This window comes from Rossellomorea sp. DA94 (assembly GCF_029834455.1).
GTDB lineage: Bacteria > Bacillota > Bacilli > Bacillales > Bacillaceae_B > Rossellomorea > Rossellomorea vietnamensis.
Genome location: NZ_CP122397.1, coordinates 1918170 through 1936396, shown reverse-complemented (window position 1 = coordinate 1936396; position 18227 = coordinate 1918170). Strand labels below are relative to the sequence as shown.

Below are 18227 nucleotides of genomic sequence, written 5' to 3'. Positions count from 1 at the left end.
CTTCCTTTTCGAGGTCCGGCCTATGAATCGATTAATATGGTTCCATTAATGTTGGTGAATATTTGAGAATGTGCCTCTTCACGGTCCAAAGCGGTGATCACCGTTTGGTTCTTGGCACTTACAATCAATGCGGCATCTTTCAGAATAACCAGTGAGTCCTGTACACCCTTATTCTTTGCTTCTTTCACTTTTTCCCCAATCTTTTCCCAGGTTTCAGAAGGAATCGAGATTCCCCTTTGTTCCATCCTTATTTTCGCATGTTTACTGATTTGCAATGGAGAGACACCTTTGATCGCCTTATCCAATTGAGTCGCAAATGATGTAGAAGAGCGGGCAGATCGATTAACTGCTTTATTATGATAATTAGACGTGATAGGTTGCGGTGAGCGGTGAAAGAACGTTTTTTCCATAAAACCACTCCCTAGGATTCAATTTTTAACAATGCTTTACTGGAGATTTTTTCACCTGAATCGGTATGTATCCATATTTGGGAATCCTTCTTCGAAACGGATTGAACCACTCCGCTTAGTTCCCCATCTTCCCCACTCCATGTCACCTTCTTGCCTATTAAGAGGGATGCGCTTACGAGAGATGACTCCCCGCTTCCTGAGGTATTGACTTGAGAAATATTCCCCGGATTCAGGATCGTTCCATCTTCCATGATGAATTCAACCGAATCACCTTTAAAACGGACACCCTTAACGAGTCCTTGTCCTTCTTGAATTTCAGGTACTTCATCTGATTCTGATTCAACAACCTTATGCCATGTCACTTCTTTCCCTACAAATTGATTATAAGAAATCAGTTGGGTCTGACTTTGTGTATCCACGAACTTCTCCATCGTCTTGGTCAGATTGGTCATTTGCTCCAGAGAAGAAAATGTCGCCATTTGTGCGATGAAATCCTTGTCCTGCATGGGATTCATCGGGTCTTGATTTTGTAATTGAGTCATGAGGATTTTAAGGAAATCATCTTTCCCTAAAATATCCCCCCCTGTTTCACGCTTAGCCTGAACGTTGGAATATAATAAACTGGGATCTATTTTCGTCATGTCATCACCTATATTTCAGTATTTACGAGATAATCTTTGAAGGATTGAGTCTCCTCTTCATGGGTCTTTTGGGGTTGATCGGATTGTTTATGCTGATGGGACCCCTGACCGGATTGCCCTTTATGCTGACGCTCAGTTTCCGTGAACGCCTGTGAGATTTCAATCTTCTCAACGTTCAGGTTCTGCGCACTGAAAGCATGTTTCAATCCATGAATCTGTGAATCCAGCATTTCTTTCGCACCTGAGGTAGAAGCAAGGATTTTCGCTGTCATTACCCCATTCTGCTGCAATAATTCAATCCTTAAAGAACCCAATTGCTCTGGATACAGTTTAATCAGCAGCTTACTCATATTTGGTTGGGTTATCATATTTGATTTACCCAGGATGTTCTGAAATTCTTTAACAAATTGCTCGTATTGAAGGGAGCGGCCGGTCGATGGCAGATTCATTGAAAAGGTTTCAGCCTTAGGCAGAACAAAATGAAGATTCGTTCCTTGAACCGGTTGAATTCCTTTCTTTTCGGCCGTGGAGCCATGCATATCAGGATTCTGATCCATCGTTTCTTCAGGTACCCGACGCGTATAGGCTTCTCGCAGAATCCTTGACCAGTCACCTGACGTTTGTTGCAGTTTTGGTATGGTACCCTCTATCCCAGATTGAATATTCTTCACCACTTCTTTTAATTCTGCTGCTTTCGATGAATCTGTGACATGCATATCCCGATTACGAGCAAAAAGGTCCAATACCTTTGCCAATTTGACGACGCCTTCTATTTGACCCTGGCCATTTAATGCTTTCAAAGAATTTTCTACAGAAGTCTTCCCGGCCTTGGTATCCTTTGAAAGAGCGGACTGTAATAGATGAAGTGTTCCAAGAAGGTCCTCATAAACATCCTCAACCTGCTCCGGATCGACAGGTGATCCCGTTCCCAACATGACTGACTTCAATTCAGAAAAAAGTGTTTTGATTCCATCAGTACTTACGCCAAGAATGTCTGCAATCTGATTAACATCAAGTTCTTTCACTTTTGATAGTTGATCCAACTGCTCTTGTGTGAGGCCGAGATCCTCCAATTTACCAGCTGCCAGGATCGCTTCAAGATTTACGAGAAATGACGGAGCATCCACTGACTTGACTTCCTTCAATTCACTGCTTTGGTTGGCGACAAACCCCAAAAGATGCTGTGAAAAGCCCGTTTCTTTTTTGGGAAGATTCGCTTCCTTATTCACAGGTGATACAGTGCTTACCCTTTGTGTAGCGATTCCGATTTCCATTCATTCACCTCCTTTAAAGAATTAAAACAGATCATTCCTCTGCTGATAGAAGACTTGTGTATCTTGCAGCATCCACAGCAGGCATCTTTTCTAAAATGTCTGCCAGCGTATCTGGCTTTATAGTTGAAAGGATCTTCATCGCCTCTTCATCTTCCATGTTCATGAGAACCGGAGCGGCGCTTTTCGCAGACATTGCTTCAAAGGTATTGACTACCTCCTTAAAAGCCCGTTTGTTGTCTTCACCAATCTGCCTTAATTCATTCATTTCCTCATTCTGTTGCTGGATGGTTGCCTGAAGTTGTTCGTTATCACTGTCTTTTTTATCTATTTCACTTTGAAGCTGGGCAATTTTGGCCTCTTGATCTTCCATCGACGCGTTTAATGAAATGATTCTCTCTTGTAATTGTTTCCTGTCCTCTTCATCATCTGAAGGGATGACCTTTGCCAAAAAAGGAATGTCCGATCCCAGTGATTGCGCTTTTTCAAAGATATTGATTCCCGCAAATGTCATGATGACCAGAGCAAAAGTGATAGCAAACAAGAGAGGAATGACGATGATAAAAATGAATCTTTGAAACCGATTATGCGAGTCTTTCTTTTCCTCTTCGATTACCTTTGCCATGAAATCACCTAGCTCCCCGTTTCAAATATTGAACAACCGACACTTCGTCTAATTGCTTATCTTCCATCGATTGGATGTTTTGAAGAAACCGCTCTAAATCTTTTTCCTTCATTTTTTCGTATTTTTTCACTTCCACATTCATATCCACCAGTTTTTCTTCATACCAATTCATCCGATTCCTCGCTTGGATCACAAGATCCTGATAATAAGAGATAGTCTTTTCAAGATTGGTGATGAATTGTTGATGATGACGGATATCCTGTACAGATAATCCACCCTGTAATTTGCTCTCCTGATAAAGCTCCAGGGTTTCTTTCTTTTTCAAACATTCATATAGCTTCCCTGCAACAGTTTCAAACTTTTCAATGGAACCCCTGTACATTTCCTGGACTTCATCTTTTTCTTTTTCTTTCAAGGTTAGAATTCGTTGGAATTTATAGTGATAACTCATTCGGATCATCCACCTTTTTCCGATAGCTTGATAAGCTCATCAACACTAGAGGCTAGAGAGATCTGTTCATATACACCTTGCTTCAGGAAGGAGATGATTCCCGGATAATAGTTGATGGCTTCATCCACTTCACGGGAAGTCCCCTTTTTGTATGCCCCTATTTGAATCAAGTCTTCTGAGTTCATATAGGTACTCAATAACTCTCTTATTCTAGTGGCAGCTTGTAAATGTTCTTTAGAGGCAAGGTGATTCATTAACCGGCTGACACTCTTAAGAATATTGATGGCAGGGTATTGGCCACGATTCGAAATCTGACGGTCGAGAACGATATGACCATCGAGTATCCCCCTCACTGTATCTGAAATAGGTTCATTCAAATCATCACCATCTACGAGAACGGTATAAAACGCCGTAATGCTTCCATGAAGGTTTGTTCCGGTTCTCTCGAGCAGCTTTGGTAAAATAGCGAAAACGGAAGGAGTATAGCCTTTGGTTGTCGGCGGTTCCCCAACCGCCAACCCGATTTCCCTCTGTGCCATGGCTACCCGGGTGGCAGAATCCATCATCAGCATGACGTTCATTCCTTTATCACGGAAGTATTCCGCAATCGCTGTTGCCGTAAAGGCACCTTTAATTCTCATAAGAGCAGGCTGGTCGGATGTGGCAGCCACTACAATCGTTCTCTGCAATCCTTCTTCACCTAAATCTCTTTCAATGAATTCTCTTACTTCCCGGCCGCGTTCCCCTACCAATGCGATGACGTTTAAATCGGCTTTCGTGTTTCTTGCGATCATTCCAAGTAATGTGCTTTTCCCCACACCACTTCCGGCAAAGATTCCTACCCTTTGGCCCTTACCGACGGTCAGCATGCTGTCGATGGCTTTTACGCCAACTTCCATTTTTTCATCAATGGGAGGTCTTGATAGCGGATTGGGTGGTTCCTGTTCTGTATAGGCAGTGCTTAATCCAGAAGGTAATTGACTTCCATCAAGGGGATGACCCAAGGAATCTATCACCTTACCGATGAGAGATGGCCCGATTTTGATTTCCAATGGCTTTGCCGTTGCTTCTACTAAACTGCCTGGTGATATATCCTGCATATTGGTATATGGCATAAGGATGACCAAATCATCATTAAACCCGACGACCTCTGCTTGTATCACCTTCTTTTTACCTCGGGAGAGAATATGGATTTGACACACTTCACCTACTGAGCTTTCAGGACCTTGGGATTCGATCATCAATCCGATTACCCGTTTCACTTTCCCGAACTTTTTGAATGTTGGGATATTGGGAATCTGAGTGATAAGATCTGCTGCTCTCATTCGACATCACCTTCAAGAAGATGGTGGAGCTTCAGCTTCAATTCTTTCAATTGAGAATCCACACTGACAATGACCCGCCCTTGATTCGTTTCAATGTAGCATTCTTCAGGGAGAAGGTCATCGTTTGCATAGATGAAGCATTGAATATCAGTTGGGAACATGACCTCAAGTTCAGACTTGTTCTCGGCAAGGAGCTTATGTCTCGTTGGATGCACATGTATCTGGATATGAGGCAGATCCCTCACTTCCTTTAGCCCCCGTTCCACGATGGAAAGGAATAGATCAGGTTCATCCTTCAATTTTTGATTCATGATTTTCCCGGCACATGCTACCCCAAGATCTATAATGACTTTCTCTGCCCTTTGGATGTAACCGTCATACTGAGCCCTGTTGTTCTCAGTGATCTCGTTTGCTTCTTGCAATTTGTTCTCATATTCCTGGTAGCCTTTCTTTCTGCCTTCTTCCTCTCCTTGCAGGAATCCGGCATTATATGCCTCTTGAATAAGCTGCTCCCGTTCAGTTATCCATCTTTCTTTATCAAGTAACAACCTTTCTTCCTCGCGACGAATCTCCTCATTTGCTTCTCGGATGATTCGTTCTGCTTCAATGCTTGCTTGCTCTATGATTTGATCCCTTCGAAACGAGGCATTCCCTATTAACCTATCTTCCTCTGGGGATGCGTCTTCCACCCTCTTCATTCTCTTAAGAGAGATCACTTTCCCCTTGTCTTCAATAGATTGGGCTACGGTAGACTTTATGATCCTAGACAATGATATCGTCTCCTCCACCACGGGCGATGATGATTTCACCTGAATCCTCTAACCTTCTTATGACTGCTACAATCCGTGACTGTGCTTCTTCAACATCCCGTAATCGGACAGGACCCATGAATTCCATTTCTTCTTTAAGGGTCTCAACCATCCGGTTCGACATGTTCCTGAATACCACTTCTTTCACTTCTTCACTCGACACTTTAAGAGAGAGAAGCAGATCTTCATTATCACAATCCCTGATCACACGCTGGATGGAACGGCCATCGAGTGTGACAATATCTTCAAATACAAACATCCTCTTCTTGATTTCTTCGGCTAGTTCCGGGTCTTGGATTTCCAAGGCATCAAGTATCGTTTTCTCTGTTGAACGATCTACCCCGTTCAATACTTCCACTACCGCTTCCACTCCGCCGGTTTGTGTATAATCCTGTGTGACGGTCGCTGAAAGCTTCCTTTCAAGTATGGCTTCCACCTCGCTGATCACTTCAGGAGAGGTTCCATCCATCACCGCAATCCTTCTCGCGATATCCGCCTGGACTTCCTGTGGAAGCTCAGAAAGTATCTGACCTGCTTGTTGAGGGTCAAGATAGGATAGAATCAATGCAATCGTCTGAGGATGTTCATTCTGGATGAAGTTAAGAATTTGAGCTGCATCGGCTCTTCTTGCAAAGTCAAAGGGTTTGACCTGTAAGGAAGAGGTCAGGCGATTAATGATCGCCGTTGCCTGCTCAGATCCAAGAGCCTTCTCCAGTACCGTCTTCGCATAGCCGATCCCACCCTGTGAGATATAGTCCTGTGCAATGGCAATTTGATGAAACTCCTCTAAGATGTCTTCTTTCGCTTCCGTTTCCACCTTTTTCACTCCGGAAATCTCTAATGTTAATTTCTCGATATCTTCTTCCGACAAATGCTTGTAAACGGATGCTGATACATCTGGACCAAGAGAGATCAGGAGGATGGCCGCCTTTTGTTTACCTGTTAAACCTTTCTCTCTTCTAACCATGTTCATTCCTCCTAATCCTCTGCTAACCAGGTGCGTAACAGTTTCGCAAATTCTTCCGGTTTATCTTTAGCCATTTTTTCCAGCTGTTTACGGCGAATCGACCCTTCTGTCTCTTCTTTAGGTTCAATATCCGGGATCTGGACTGGCTCTCTTGTTTCTTCATATTCCATTTCTTCAATCGATTCTTTCTTTCTTGAACGTAATAAGAAAAATACTAAGAGAAGAATCACTACAAGGAGTACGCCTCCTACAACATAGGTCCACCAAGGCAGGACAGGCTTCTCTTCAGATGCGACATCCACTTTCCCATTGAACGGCTGAACCGAGACGACTACCTTTTCTGCAATCGCGTCATCCGTGAGTTCAGGATTCGCTTCCTTATCAATGGACGTGCGTACAATCGTGGATAAAACTTGGCGTATATCATCGACCCTGTTCTGTGGTAAGGACGATTCTTTTTCGGGATCAGGCGGTTCCACCATGACCTGTATCCCAAGGTCCCTAATCTTGTATGGACTTTCTACAATCTCTTTTTTGATTCGGTTGACTTCATTATTAATGGTTTCTTCCATCCGTTCATAATCACCATTCGATTCTGAACTGGAGCCGTATGTAACACCGCTGTTCGTCGGCTCATTGGCATCACCGGCCCCTGGTGTTCCTCCAGGAGCGGCACCTTCACCGGAGAACGTTTCCGTAATACGCTGAGCACTGACTGCGATTCCTTCCATATTTTCTTCATCGACAGGTGTCACAATGTTTTCTTCGCGGTTTTCCTGGGTAAAGTCAATATCAGTGGTCACGGAAACCACTACTTTATTAAAGCCGATCAGCGTACCGAGCATGTTTTGAACCTGACGTTGAATATCACGCTCGACTTCTTTCTTTACATTCATTTGCTGGGCAAAATTTCCGCTTCCCGTAGAATTATTTTGAGATTCTAAATCAAAATACTCAAAATATTGATTCATGATGGCGATATTCTCAGTAGGAAGGTCTGGAACACTTTTCGAAACAAGATGATAAAGTGATTTAATTTGCTTTTGATCAAATGTGAAACCCGGCTTCGTATCCAGGACAATGGAGGCAGATGCATTTTGCACATCATCATTTAGGAAAATCTGTTTTTCAGGAAGATTGATCATGACTTTTGCATCCTGGATCCCGTCTATCCCCTTCATCAAATTGGCTAATTCCGTTTGCATGGCGTCCAATTTCATGACGTTGAACTCGTTATCGGTCATACCGAATCCGGCATTTTGACTGAAGAAAGAATAGTCGATGCTCCCAGAGTTAGGTATCCCTTCTGCAGCCAGTTCAACTTTCAGTGTATCCACCTGCTCTTTAGGGACCATGATGGTCGATCCACTATCGGTAATTTCTGAAGGGATTCCCCTGCCATCCAGATTCTCTTTGATGGTTCCCGTTTCTGAAGGTGACAAATTACTATATAAGGGTTCGAGAGTCGTCCGCGTTGAAAAATAACTAACCGCACCGATCAGGATGACGGTAATCAGAAAGATGGCTCCCATGCTGATTTTTTGTTTTTTTGTTCTACTTGTCCAATAAGTCTTTATTTGCTCTGTATATTTCTTAAACGATTCATTCATTACAATCCTCCGGTACTCGACTGCATGAGCCTACTACATTGGCATTCTCATTATCTCTTGATATGCTTCCACTACTTTGTTACGGACTTCCATTGTCGTTTGCAGGGTGATGCTTGCCTTTTGTGAAGCGATCATCACCTGATGAAGATCAACGTTTTCACCCCGGACAAGTTTTTCCGTTAATTGATCTGACTGGACTTGCATCTTATTGACTTCGTCGATGGACTTTTTAAGTAATTGACTGAAGTTTTCCGTTGCATCTGAAGGAGAACTGTTTTTTTTATCAAATGACGGACTTATAACTGAAGGAGTTACCGAACTTATATTGTGTATGGCCATAGAACTACAACCTTTCTTTATTTACCGATTTCTAATGACTTCATTAACATTGCTTTATTTGCATTAAACACTGTCACATTTGCTTCATAGGACCGTGTAGCTGAAATGAGGTCTACCATTTCCCTCAAGGGATCTACATTCGGCAGGCGTACATATCCATCATCATTTGCATCGGCGTGCTGAGGGTCATACACCATTTTAAATGGCGTTTTATCGTCCTCTTCAATCCGTGAAACTTTCACTCCGCTTCCAATTGAGTGGTTGCCCCTTTTGTTCATGGCCTGGTTTAAAAAAGAAGAAAACTGATCTTCCTTTGGTGCCATCACGACAGACTTGCGTTGATAAGGCTGCCATTCACCATCCACCATTTTCCCTCTCGTTGTATCCACATTGGCCATGTTGGACGAAATGACGTCCATCCTCAAACGCTGGGCGGTTAATGCAGAAGCCGTTGTGTTCATCCCTGTAAATAATCCCATTCTTACTTGCCACCCCTTATGACTGATTGCAGACTGTTAAACTTCCCATTTATTCGGTCTGACAGGGCATTAAAATAAATTTGATTGGTTGCCATCTCTGACATTTCCTGATCCAGATCCACACCATTTCCATTATGATTGTATTGAAAAGAGGATTCCGTCCTTACCGCAGGGTGTTGACTATAAAGTCCAAAGGTAAAATGACGTTGATTCGTTCTTTTCGCTTCCAATTGTTGAGTAGATTGATCCAATAACGACTTAAACTCTACTTTTTTCGCTTTATAATTTGGTGTATCGACATTCGCAATATTTTGAGAAATCACTTTCTGATTTAACGAGGCGTAGTTCAGCCCGTTTTCGAGTGTTGAGAAGGTGTTGGAAAAAAGTTTCACTTTAGGCACCTCTATCCGTTTTTTTGACATGTTTCAACTATTTTTGACATATTTATCATGCAACAGTATTTATTGTAATGTTTAGCAAGATTAGTGTCTATGAATATTCCGTAAATTTTAAAGAAAGATGGCGATATTCATCGAATTCGTGACTTTTCATCCATGTTTAAACCTAATATTCCCATGGATATTTTTTACAAATAAATGTGGTTTTTCCCTCGGTTTGTTACATTCATATTACAGAAATAGAGATAAGTAAGAAGCAAGATACCATACATATCCGTCATTCAGCGCTCCATTGAGAAAATTTTTTCGCAAACTACATAAGAAAACTTCACCTAAAGTCAGGTGAATCCATAAACCTCTATATTTGTCACTCATCTTGGAATGATGTCGAATCTGGTCGTAACATTGTTGTAACTTTATTGTACTATCACCATCATAGATGACAATACGAAAAGAACAATTGCCGATAGTCCATTCGACTTATTTTCCCTAAACACTCTGACATTTCACTACAAACCACCTATATAAGGTGAGAAGGCATCGGACTGGCATTAATCATTTCAATATAATTTAAAAATAGGCTGGGACTTAACTAAATCCATTCCCTCTATTGACGAATAATCAAATTAATAATTAGGATCACTTGTTACACCGCCATTGATTTCCGTGCAAGAACTTCGCTTTCCTCGGGCGTAAGGCAAGCCTCCTCACAGCTGACGCTCCTGCGGGGGTCTTACCTATTCCGCTTTTTTCGCAGGAGTCTTCGTCTTGCACTCCAATCAATAGCTAGACCCTGCTATATATTGAATATGCTTTAGCAACAATAGTAAAATGCTCGTTTCACCAAGGCTTTTGTTATTCATACTCGGACAATAGTTTTCGAACGTTCTGTCATTAAGGTAAGACAGATTAAGAGTTGGTGTAAGCAATGTTGTAGCCACCACGCCATTACAAAGTTATAGTGACACTTACACTTGTAAAGTTGATTGTAGCGGAAGGTGCTCGACTCCTGCGGGAAACGCTGGACAGGTGAGACCCCGCAGGGCTTTAGCCCGAGGAGGCTCACCGCCAGCCCCGCGGAAAGCGAGCACCTGGAGCGGAAATCAACCACTACTCACTTCATTCAATAGCAACAGTATTTACGAAAATAGCCAAATGATAGAACGATTTCGATTTTAATAATGAATTTCGGATACGTTCGGATTTTCTTTTAACAAAGCACTCTTGTCCCAGCATCAATTAATACAAAAAAAAGCTGCTTCCCCGAGGGGGAAACAGCTTTTTTGTATTAGTTTGTACGTAATTTATCTAATTCCACCAAGAATTTATTATTTAATACCTTGATGTAAGTACCTTTCATTCCAAGGGAACGGGATTCGATCACGCCTGCACTTTCCAGCTTGCGAAGGGCGTTGACGATCACTGAGCGGGTAATTCCGACTCTATCTGCGATTTTAGAAGCAACCAGAAGTCCTTCATTTCCATTTAGCTCTTCAAAGATGTGTTCAATGGCTTCTAACTCACTGTATGAAAGGGAGCTGATTGCCATTTGGACAACAGCCTTGCTTCTCGCTTCCACTTCGATTTCTTCCGCTTTTTCACGAAGGATCTCCATTCCTACTACCGTTGCACCATATTCAGCGAGAATAAGATCATCATCTTCAAAGCTTGCTTCAAGACGAGCAAGGATTAATGTTCCTAATCTTTCCCCCCCACCGATGATAGGGACGATGGTCGTTAAACCATTTTTGAAGAACTCTCTATTTTCAACAGGGAAAGCGGTATATTCGCTATTCACATCCAAGTTGGGAGATGTTTCTTGTACATTAAATAAATTTTGAGTATATTCCTCAGGGAATTGACGGTCAGCAAGCATCTGCTTCATTCGCTCATTTTCGATTTGTTGATTGATGGCGTAGCCAAGTAGTTTTCCACGACGGCTAACCACGAAAACATTCGCCTCAATCACCTGACTTAATGTTTCGGACATTTCTTTGAAGTTCACCGGTTTCCCAGCAGCTTTTTGCAACATGGCATTGATCGTTCTTGTTTTACCTAATAAATTCATTACGTTTCCTCCTACTACAACTAAAGTGTATCTATTATTTAATTTTATATGATCCTTAATCCATCTACCTATACCCCATAAAGGGTAAGGAAAAACTTAAAGGATGAACTGACTCAGATCTTTATCTTTTGAAATGGCGCCAAGCTTATCATCCACATATTGCGGTGTGATCTTTACCGTCTCCAGGGTGATATCAGGCGCTTCAAAGGATAGGTCTTCAAGTAGTTTTTCCATGATTGTATGAAGTCTTCTGGCCCCGATATTATCAGTATTCTGATTCACATCATAAGCGATTTCAGCAAGTCTACGAATAGCATCGTCAGAAAATTCAATTTGTATACCTTCTGTTTCCATTAAAGCGATATATTGTTTAATGATGGCATTATCCGGTTCGATAAGGATCCGCACGAAGTCGTCTGTAGACAACTTCTGAAGTTCAACCCTGATCGGGAAACGTCCCTGCAATTCAGGGATTAAATCGGAAGGTTTACTCATGTGGAAGGCACCGGCTGCAATGAACAGGACATGATCCGTCTTCACTGATCCATATTTCGTGACAATGGTCGATCCTTCCACAACCGGAAGGATGTCACGTTGAACACCTTCCCTGGATACATCAGCAGAAGATTGTCCTGAGCTCTTGCTGGCAATTTTATCGATTTCATCGATGAAGATGATCCCGGATTGCTCTGCACGAATGATTGCCTCCTGGGTTACTTCATCCATGTCAATAAGCTTTTGAGCTTCCTCATTTGTCAGCACCACTCTTGCTTCTTTCACCTTCAGTTTACGCTTTTTCTTTTTCTTCGGCATGAAATTACTCAGGGCATCCTGCATATTCATCCCCATTTGTTCCATTCCCGATCCTTGAAGCATATCAAACATGGATGCTTGCTGCTCCTCGACTTCAATCGTGATGAATTCTTCTTCCAATTCACCATTTTCAAGTCTTTTTTCCATTCTTCTTCTTTGCTCTTGGAGAGAAATCTCTTCCTGCTTTTCTTCCTCTTCTTCAGATGTCCCTTGTGCCCCGTTACCTCCGAAGATCATTTCGAATGGGTTCTTATAAGACGATGATTTCTTTTTGGACGGCACCACAAGCTCTACCAGACGGCGACTTGCATTTTCAGCTGCCCTTTCCCGGACACCGACCATTTTCTCCTCTTTCACCAGACGGACAGATGTCTCCACCAGATCTCTGACCATCGATTCAACATCACGTCCAACATAACCCACTTCCGTAAATTTGGTTGCCTCCACTTTTACAAATGGGGCACGGACCAATTTTGCGATCCTTCTGGCTATTTCCGTTTTACCGACACCTGTTGGACCCATCATTAGGATATTCTTTGGAATCACTTCATCTTTCAATACATCGGACAGAAGGCTCCGTCTATAACGATTTCTCAGGGCTACGGCAACCGCTCTTTTGGCGTCCTTCTGGCCAACAATATATTGATCCAATCGTTCAACTATTTGCCTTGGGGTTAAGTGATCAGTACTCTTCATCAAATGGCACACTCCTTACTTTCTTATAGTGTGAGAGAATATCAATTCTTATCTGAAGTATCTTAAAGCTCTTCAACGATAATTTGGTTATTCGTATATACACATATATCGGCAGCGATCTGAAGGGAAGAACGGGCGATTTCCTTAGCAGTCAAGTGGTCTCCGGCATACTGTTTTAATGCCCTCCCGGCGGATAATGCATAATTCCCACCGGAACCGATTGCCAGAATCCCATCATCCGGTTCGATCACTTCACCTGTCCCTGAAATCAACAGCAGGTGGCTTTCATCCATAACAATCAACATCGCTTCAAGCTTTCTCAGTACTTTATCGCTCCTCCACTGTTTCGCGAGCTCGACTGCAGCTCTTGGAAGATTTCCGTTAAACTCCTGAAGCTTCCCTTCAAACATTTCAGACAAAGTAAACGCATCGGCAACAGATCCCGCGAATCCAGCCAATACTTTTCCATTAAAAAGCTTTCGTACTTTTTTTGCCGTATGCTTCATGACAACTGAATTACCGAATGTAACCTGCCCGTCACCGGACATCGCACACTTGCCATTATGCTGTACGGCAAATATAGTGGTTGCGTGGAATTGATCCATTTCCTAAACCTCCAACTCTTCTAAGCACGTGGGTGATGTGCTAAATACGTTTTTCGTAACTGATCCTTGGATACATGGGTATACAGCTGGGTGGATGAAAGCTGAGCGTGTCCAAGAAGTTCCTGAACCGTCCTTAAATCGGCACCATTATTTAATAAATGGGTTGCAAATGTGTGACGCAGCTTATGGGGATGTATCTTCCCCGTCAAAGATGCTTTCTCGATCATCTTATTTAAGATGAGACGGATGCCTCTTTGGGTTAATGCTCCACCACGATGGTTGACCAGCAATTGAGTATGGGAAACATCCTTCGCAAGCTTCGGCCGGGAATGTAATATGTATTGTTCTAAGGCATCATGGGCAAAGCTCCCAAATGGCACATACCTTTCTTTTTTCCCTTTCCCTTTGACCAGCAGCGTGGACATCCCAAGGTCCACGTCACCTAACTGTATATTCGTACACTCACTTACACGGATCCCCGTCGCATAAAGAAGTTCGAATATGGCCAGGTTACGCATCTCTAATGGCGTCTCCCCATTACAAGCATCCAGCAACGCCTGTATTTCCTCCTCATAAAAAAAGGCCGGCAATCGCTGTTCCTTCTTCGGAAGATTAACAAACGAAAAGGGGTTATCGAGTAGTTGCTTTTCCCGATTTAAATAACGGTAAAAGCTTCTAATGCTCGAAACCTTCCTTGAGACGGAAGACCTCTTTAAACCGTGATCATGCAGCTTAGTTAAAAAAAGTCGTGCATCAGAATACTCGACATCTTTTAATGAACGTAAACCTTGTTCTTTCATAAATACGTAAAACTCTTCGATATCATGACGATATTGTTCAAATGTATGAACAGAATAATGTTTTTCTATTTGTAAATATTCAGTAAAGGAATGTAATTGTTCATCTAATTGCTTATTCATGTTTAACACCTCACAAGGGCTACTAAATAGTAACACAACCGGGGGACCCTTGCAACGAATTTTACACTTTTTTCACAAAGTTCTGAATTGTTTCCAAGGCCCTGCTTGCATGCTGCTCATTGCGTTCTTTTTTCCCTTTTACCTTTTTGGGCAATTCCGGGAAAAGACCGAAATTGGCATTCATCGGTTGAAAGTTATGTTTATTCGCTGTAGTGATATATCTTGCCATACTTCCCATGGCGGTTTCGTATGGAAACACGACGGGTTCTTCTCGCGCTGCGAGTTTGGCTGCATTGATACCTGCAATCAATCCGCTGGCAGCAGATTCCACATATCCTTCCACACCTGTCATTTGCCCTGCGAAAAACAGATTCTCATGATTCTTTAATTGATACGTATCCTTCAGAACATTGGGTGAATTGATGAAGGTATTCCTGTGCATGACGCCGTACCGTACAATATCGGCATTCTCCAGGCCAGGGATCAATTGAAGAACTTCTTTCTGAGGTCCCCACTTTAAATGGGTTTGGAATCCCACAATATTGTAAAGGGTCCCCGCTGCATCATCCTGTCTTAATTGTACAACAGCATATGGACGTTTACCTGTTTTAGGATCCTCAAGTCCGACCGGCTTAAGGGGGCCGAATAACATCGTCTTCTTCCCGCGGGAAGCCATTACCTCGATGGGCATGCATCCTTCAAAGAAAACCTCTTTCTCAAATTCTTTCAACGGAACCGTCTCAGCAGAAATAAGGGCTTCATAGAATCGATTGAACTCACTCTCGGTCATGGGGCAGTTCAAATATGCAGCTTCCCCTTTGTCATACCGGGACTTTAAATATACTTTGTCCATATTGATGGAGTCCTTCTCTATGATCGGGGCAGCCGCGTCATAGAAGTATAAATGTTCTTCCCCTGTCAGTCGTTTGATTTGATTTGAAAGACCTTCACTCGTCAGCGGCCCGGTAGCAACAATGGTGATCCCCTCCGGTAGATCCGTTACTTCCTCATTAAACACGGTAACATTCGGGTGGTTCTTCACTTTGTTTGTGACAAGTGCTGCAAATTCATGACGATCAACGGCGAGTGCGCCACCAGCCGGTACAGAGCAGGCATCCGCTGCTGACATGATGACTGAATCCAACCGTCTCATTTCTTCTTTTAATACACCGACTGCATTCGTAAGTGTATTCGCTCTAAGCGAATTACTACACACCAGTTCTGCAAATTTATCTGTATGGTGGGCAGGGGTTTTAATGATGGGTCTCATTTCGAAAAGGTTGACCTTTATTCCCCTTTTCGCAATCTGCCAAGCCGCTTCACTTCCTGCTAACCCTGCTCCAATAACATTTACTGACATTTATCTGTTGACCTCCTACATTCCGAACGCTTTATCCAATTTGCATTGTACACCAAGGGACAATGATAAGAAAGATAATTGTATATTGAAAATATGTATCATTTGTTACAAAGATTCAGAGAAAACATAAAAGGGCTGACCCACCAGGTAATAGAGAAATCACCTGTTGGGACAGTCCCTCGTTCCATTGTATTCCTTCATTGTTCAACAATCAATCGTTTTTGATCACTATTTCTGAGGTTCTTCTTTATAATCACAATTCGTACATTGAATTTGATTACCCTTTTTAAGCTTCTTCTCCACGAGCAGCTCTGAACATTTCGGACATTTCCGTTCAATCGGTTTATCCCATGATAAGAAATCACATTCAGGATACTGGTCACACCCGTAGAAAATACGCTTTTTCTTGCTTTTACGCTCGATGATATTCCCTTTTTCACATTTAGGACATTTCACACCGATTTCTTTCACGATCGGCTTGGTATTACGACAATCAGGAAAATTGCTGCATGCCATGAACTTGCCGTATCGTCCCATCTTGAATACCATTGCGTGACCGCATTCTTCACAGTCTTCACCGGCAGGTTCATCACGGATTTCAATTTTCTCCATTTCATTTTCCGCTTTTTCGAGATGCTTTTCAAAATCCTGATAAAACCGGTCAATGATTCTTTCCCACTTCACATTGCCATCCTCAATGTCATCCAGGCTCCGTTCCATGTTAGCCGTGAACTCGACATCGATGATATCAGGAAAGAATTCCCTCACTAACTCTAACACGATTTCTCCAAGTTCCGTCGGGATAAATCGCTTGTTATCCAGAGTAACGTACCCTCTCCTTTGAATCGTATCAAGTGTAGGAGCGTATGTGGACGGTCTTCCGATACCGAGTTCTTCCAATGTTTTGACGAGTCTTGCCTCGGTGTATCTTGGCGGCGGCTGTGTGAAATGCTGATTTGGATCAATGTTTTCACTTTTCACCTTATCGTTTTCTTCAAGTGCTGGAAGGAAATTGTCCTTTTCTTCTTTTTGATCATCCGACCCCTCGACGTATACTTTCATAAAACCGGGGAATTTCACTTTCGAACCTGATGCCCTGAACATGACGGAGCCGTTTACGAGATCTACACTCATCGTATCCATGATCGCAGGTGCCATCTCACTCGCTACGAAACGTTCCCAAATCAATTTATACAGGCGATACTGGTCTCTTGAAAGGAACTGCTTAACCGATGACGGATCCCTCAGGGTACTGGTCGGCCGGACGGCTTCATGGGCATCCTGGGCTTTTTGCTGTTTTTTCTCTTTACGCTCAGACTGCTTGATAAAATCCTCGCCATATTTATTCACGATATATTCATTGGCTTCTTTCTGAGCTACTTCAGAAATCCGGGTGGAGTCCGTTCTCATGTATGTGATAAATCCGACAGTTCCTTGTTTCCCCATTTCGATTCCTTCGTATAATTGCTGTGCAAGCATCATCGTCTTCTTTGCCCGGAAATTCAATTTACGGGCTGCCTCCTGCTGGAGTGATGAAGTAGTAAACGGTGGTGCAGGATTTCTCTTTCTTTCTTTCTTTGTGACTTTATTCACTTCGAAAGACTTCCCTTTCACCTTACCAAGAACATCCTTTACTTCTTCTTCGTTTTTCAATTCCACCTTTTTACCGTCAATGCCATAAAATGATGCCTGAAATGTATCGTTACCTTTTGTGAATTCCGCTTCGATGGACCAATACTCTTCCGGAGTGAAGGCTTTGATTTCATTTTCCCTGTCGATGATCAACCGGACCGCAACGGACTGGACCCGACCTGCACTTAGTCCCTTTTTCACCTTTTTCCATAATAATGGGCTGATGTTGTAACCAACTAACCGGTCCAGGATCCTTCTTGCCTGCTGGGCATCCACTAGGTCCATATTGATTGCACGTGGGTGCTTGAATGATTCTTTGATCGCATCCTTCGTGATTTCGTTGAATACGACCCGGCATTCTGACGTGGTATCCATATCAAGGCTATGAGCCAAGTGCCATGCAATTGCTTCCCCTTCTCTGTCGGGGTCGGCAGCCAGAAAGATTCTTTTCACTTTTTTCGCAGCGGTTTTTAATTCTTTTAATACGGGTCCTTTACCGCGTATGGTGATATACTTTGGTTCGAATTCATTTTCGACATCGACGCCCATCTGACTTTTTGGCAAGTCCCTGACGTGTCCCATTGATGCCCTGACCTTATATTTTTTACCTAAATAACGTTCAATCGTTTTCGCCTTAGCCGGCGATTCCACTATTACTAAATAATCTGCCATCCAATTAGCCTCCTTAAAGAGGAAAATAATCACTGTTTTATAGCACCTTGGAATGTTCTTTCTACAAGTACAAACGGAAACGTTTACACTTACATTCACATAGGTGTAAGAATGAATTCAGTGTAGAGAAGTACTG

At 42.7% G+C, this 18227-nt stretch carries 18 protein-coding genes; all 18 read right to left on the bottom strand.

Features of this window, described 5'->3' with window-relative positions; translation table 11 throughout:
- Positions 1-20: 20 nt before the first annotated feature.
- Positions 21-410 (bottom strand): TIGR02530 family flagellar biosynthesis protein, encoded by a 390-nt coding sequence (locus P8596_RS10075; RefSeq protein ID WP_224520261.1) that lies wholly within the window; start codon positions 408-410, stop codon positions 21-23.
- Between the two features lie 11 nt (positions 411-421).
- Complete coding sequence (gene flgD / locus P8596_RS10070) at positions 422-1051, bottom strand: flagellar hook assembly protein FlgD (protein WP_254651327.1); 630 nt, start codon at positions 1049-1051, stop codon at positions 422-424.
- 8 nt (positions 1052-1059) lie between these two features.
- Entirely contained in the window at positions 1060-2325 is a 1266-nt protein-coding gene (locus tag P8596_RS10065; protein WP_279726746.1) for a flagellar hook-length control protein FliK, read from the bottom strand.
- 31 nt (positions 2326-2356) lie between these two features.
- Positions 2357-2947: a MotE family protein gene (locus P8596_RS10060; protein ID WP_229595502.1), complete on the bottom strand. Its 591-nt coding sequence runs from the start codon at positions 2945-2947 to the stop codon at positions 2357-2359.
- A gap of 4 nt (positions 2948-2951) precedes the next feature.
- A complete protein-coding gene (gene fliJ, locus P8596_RS10055; RefSeq protein WP_279726744.1) occupies positions 2952-3398 on the bottom strand; it encodes a flagellar export protein FliJ in 447 nt (148 codons plus the stop codon).
- A 5-nt stretch (positions 3399-3403) separates the two neighbouring features.
- Entirely contained in the window at positions 3404-4723 is a 1320-nt protein-coding gene (fliI, locus tag P8596_RS10050) for a flagellar protein export ATPase FliI (protein ID WP_279726742.1), read from the bottom strand.
- Positions 4720-5493: a flagellar assembly protein FliH gene (fliH, locus tag P8596_RS10045; protein ID WP_279726741.1), complete on the bottom strand. Its 774-nt coding sequence runs from the start codon at positions 5491-5493 to the stop codon at positions 4720-4722. Before fliH ends, fliI begins: the two co-directional genes overlap by 4 nt.
- On the bottom strand, positions 5486-6499 hold the full coding sequence (fliG, locus tag P8596_RS10040) for a flagellar motor switch protein FliG (RefSeq protein ID WP_224520268.1): 1014 nt from the start codon (positions 6497-6499) through the stop codon (positions 5486-5488). Before fliG ends, fliH begins: the two co-directional genes overlap by 8 nt.
- A gap of 11 nt (positions 6500-6510) precedes the next feature.
- Positions 6511-8109: a flagellar basal-body MS-ring/collar protein FliF gene (gene fliF / locus P8596_RS10035; protein WP_254651321.1), complete on the bottom strand. Its 1599-nt coding sequence runs from the start codon at positions 8107-8109 to the stop codon at positions 6511-6513.
- Between the two features lie 33 nt (positions 8110-8142).
- Positions 8143-8448 (bottom strand): flagellar hook-basal body complex protein FliE, encoded by a 306-nt coding sequence (gene fliE, locus P8596_RS10030; RefSeq protein WP_224520270.1) that lies wholly within the window; start codon positions 8446-8448, stop codon positions 8143-8145.
- A gap of 17 nt (positions 8449-8465) precedes the next feature.
- Positions 8466-8927: a flagellar basal body rod protein FlgC gene (gene flgC, locus P8596_RS10025; protein ID WP_279726739.1), complete on the bottom strand. Its 462-nt coding sequence runs from the start codon at positions 8925-8927 to the stop codon at positions 8466-8468.
- Between the two features lie 2 nt (positions 8928-8929).
- Positions 8930-9319: a flagellar basal body rod protein FlgB gene (gene flgB / locus P8596_RS10020; protein WP_279726737.1), complete on the bottom strand. Its 390-nt coding sequence runs from the start codon at positions 9317-9319 to the stop codon at positions 8930-8932.
- 1294 nt (positions 9320-10613) lie between these two features.
- On the bottom strand, positions 10614-11393 hold the full coding sequence (gene codY / locus P8596_RS10015) for a GTP-sensing pleiotropic transcriptional regulator CodY (RefSeq protein WP_034755633.1): 780 nt from the start codon (positions 11391-11393) through the stop codon (positions 10614-10616).
- Positions 11394-11489: 96 nt separating this feature from the next.
- A complete protein-coding gene (hslU, locus tag P8596_RS10010) occupies positions 11490-12902 on the bottom strand; it encodes an ATP-dependent protease ATPase subunit HslU (protein ID WP_159363246.1) in 1413 nt (470 codons plus the stop codon).
- Between the two features lie 62 nt (positions 12903-12964).
- Positions 12965-13507 (bottom strand): ATP-dependent protease subunit HslV, encoded by a 543-nt coding sequence (gene hslV / locus P8596_RS10005; RefSeq protein WP_034755638.1) that lies wholly within the window; start codon positions 13505-13507, stop codon positions 12965-12967.
- A 20-nt stretch (positions 13508-13527) separates the two neighbouring features.
- Complete coding sequence (xerC, locus tag P8596_RS10000; RefSeq protein WP_061809806.1) at positions 13528-14427, bottom strand: tyrosine recombinase XerC; 900 nt, start codon at positions 14425-14427, stop codon at positions 13528-13530.
- A gap of 61 nt (positions 14428-14488) precedes the next feature.
- Complete coding sequence (trmFO, locus tag P8596_RS09995; RefSeq protein ID WP_279726736.1) at positions 14489-15787, bottom strand: FADH(2)-oxidizing methylenetetrahydrofolate--tRNA-(uracil(54)-C(5))-methyltransferase TrmFO; 1299 nt, start codon at positions 15785-15787, stop codon at positions 14489-14491.
- A gap of 228 nt (positions 15788-16015) precedes the next feature.
- The gene (gene topA, locus P8596_RS09990) at positions 16016-18091 is read right to left on the bottom strand and encodes a type I DNA topoisomerase (RefSeq protein ID WP_034755646.1); all 2076 of its coding nucleotides are present in this window, start codon (positions 18089-18091) and stop codon (positions 16016-16018) included.
- Between the last annotated feature and the right edge of the window lie 136 nt (positions 18092-18227).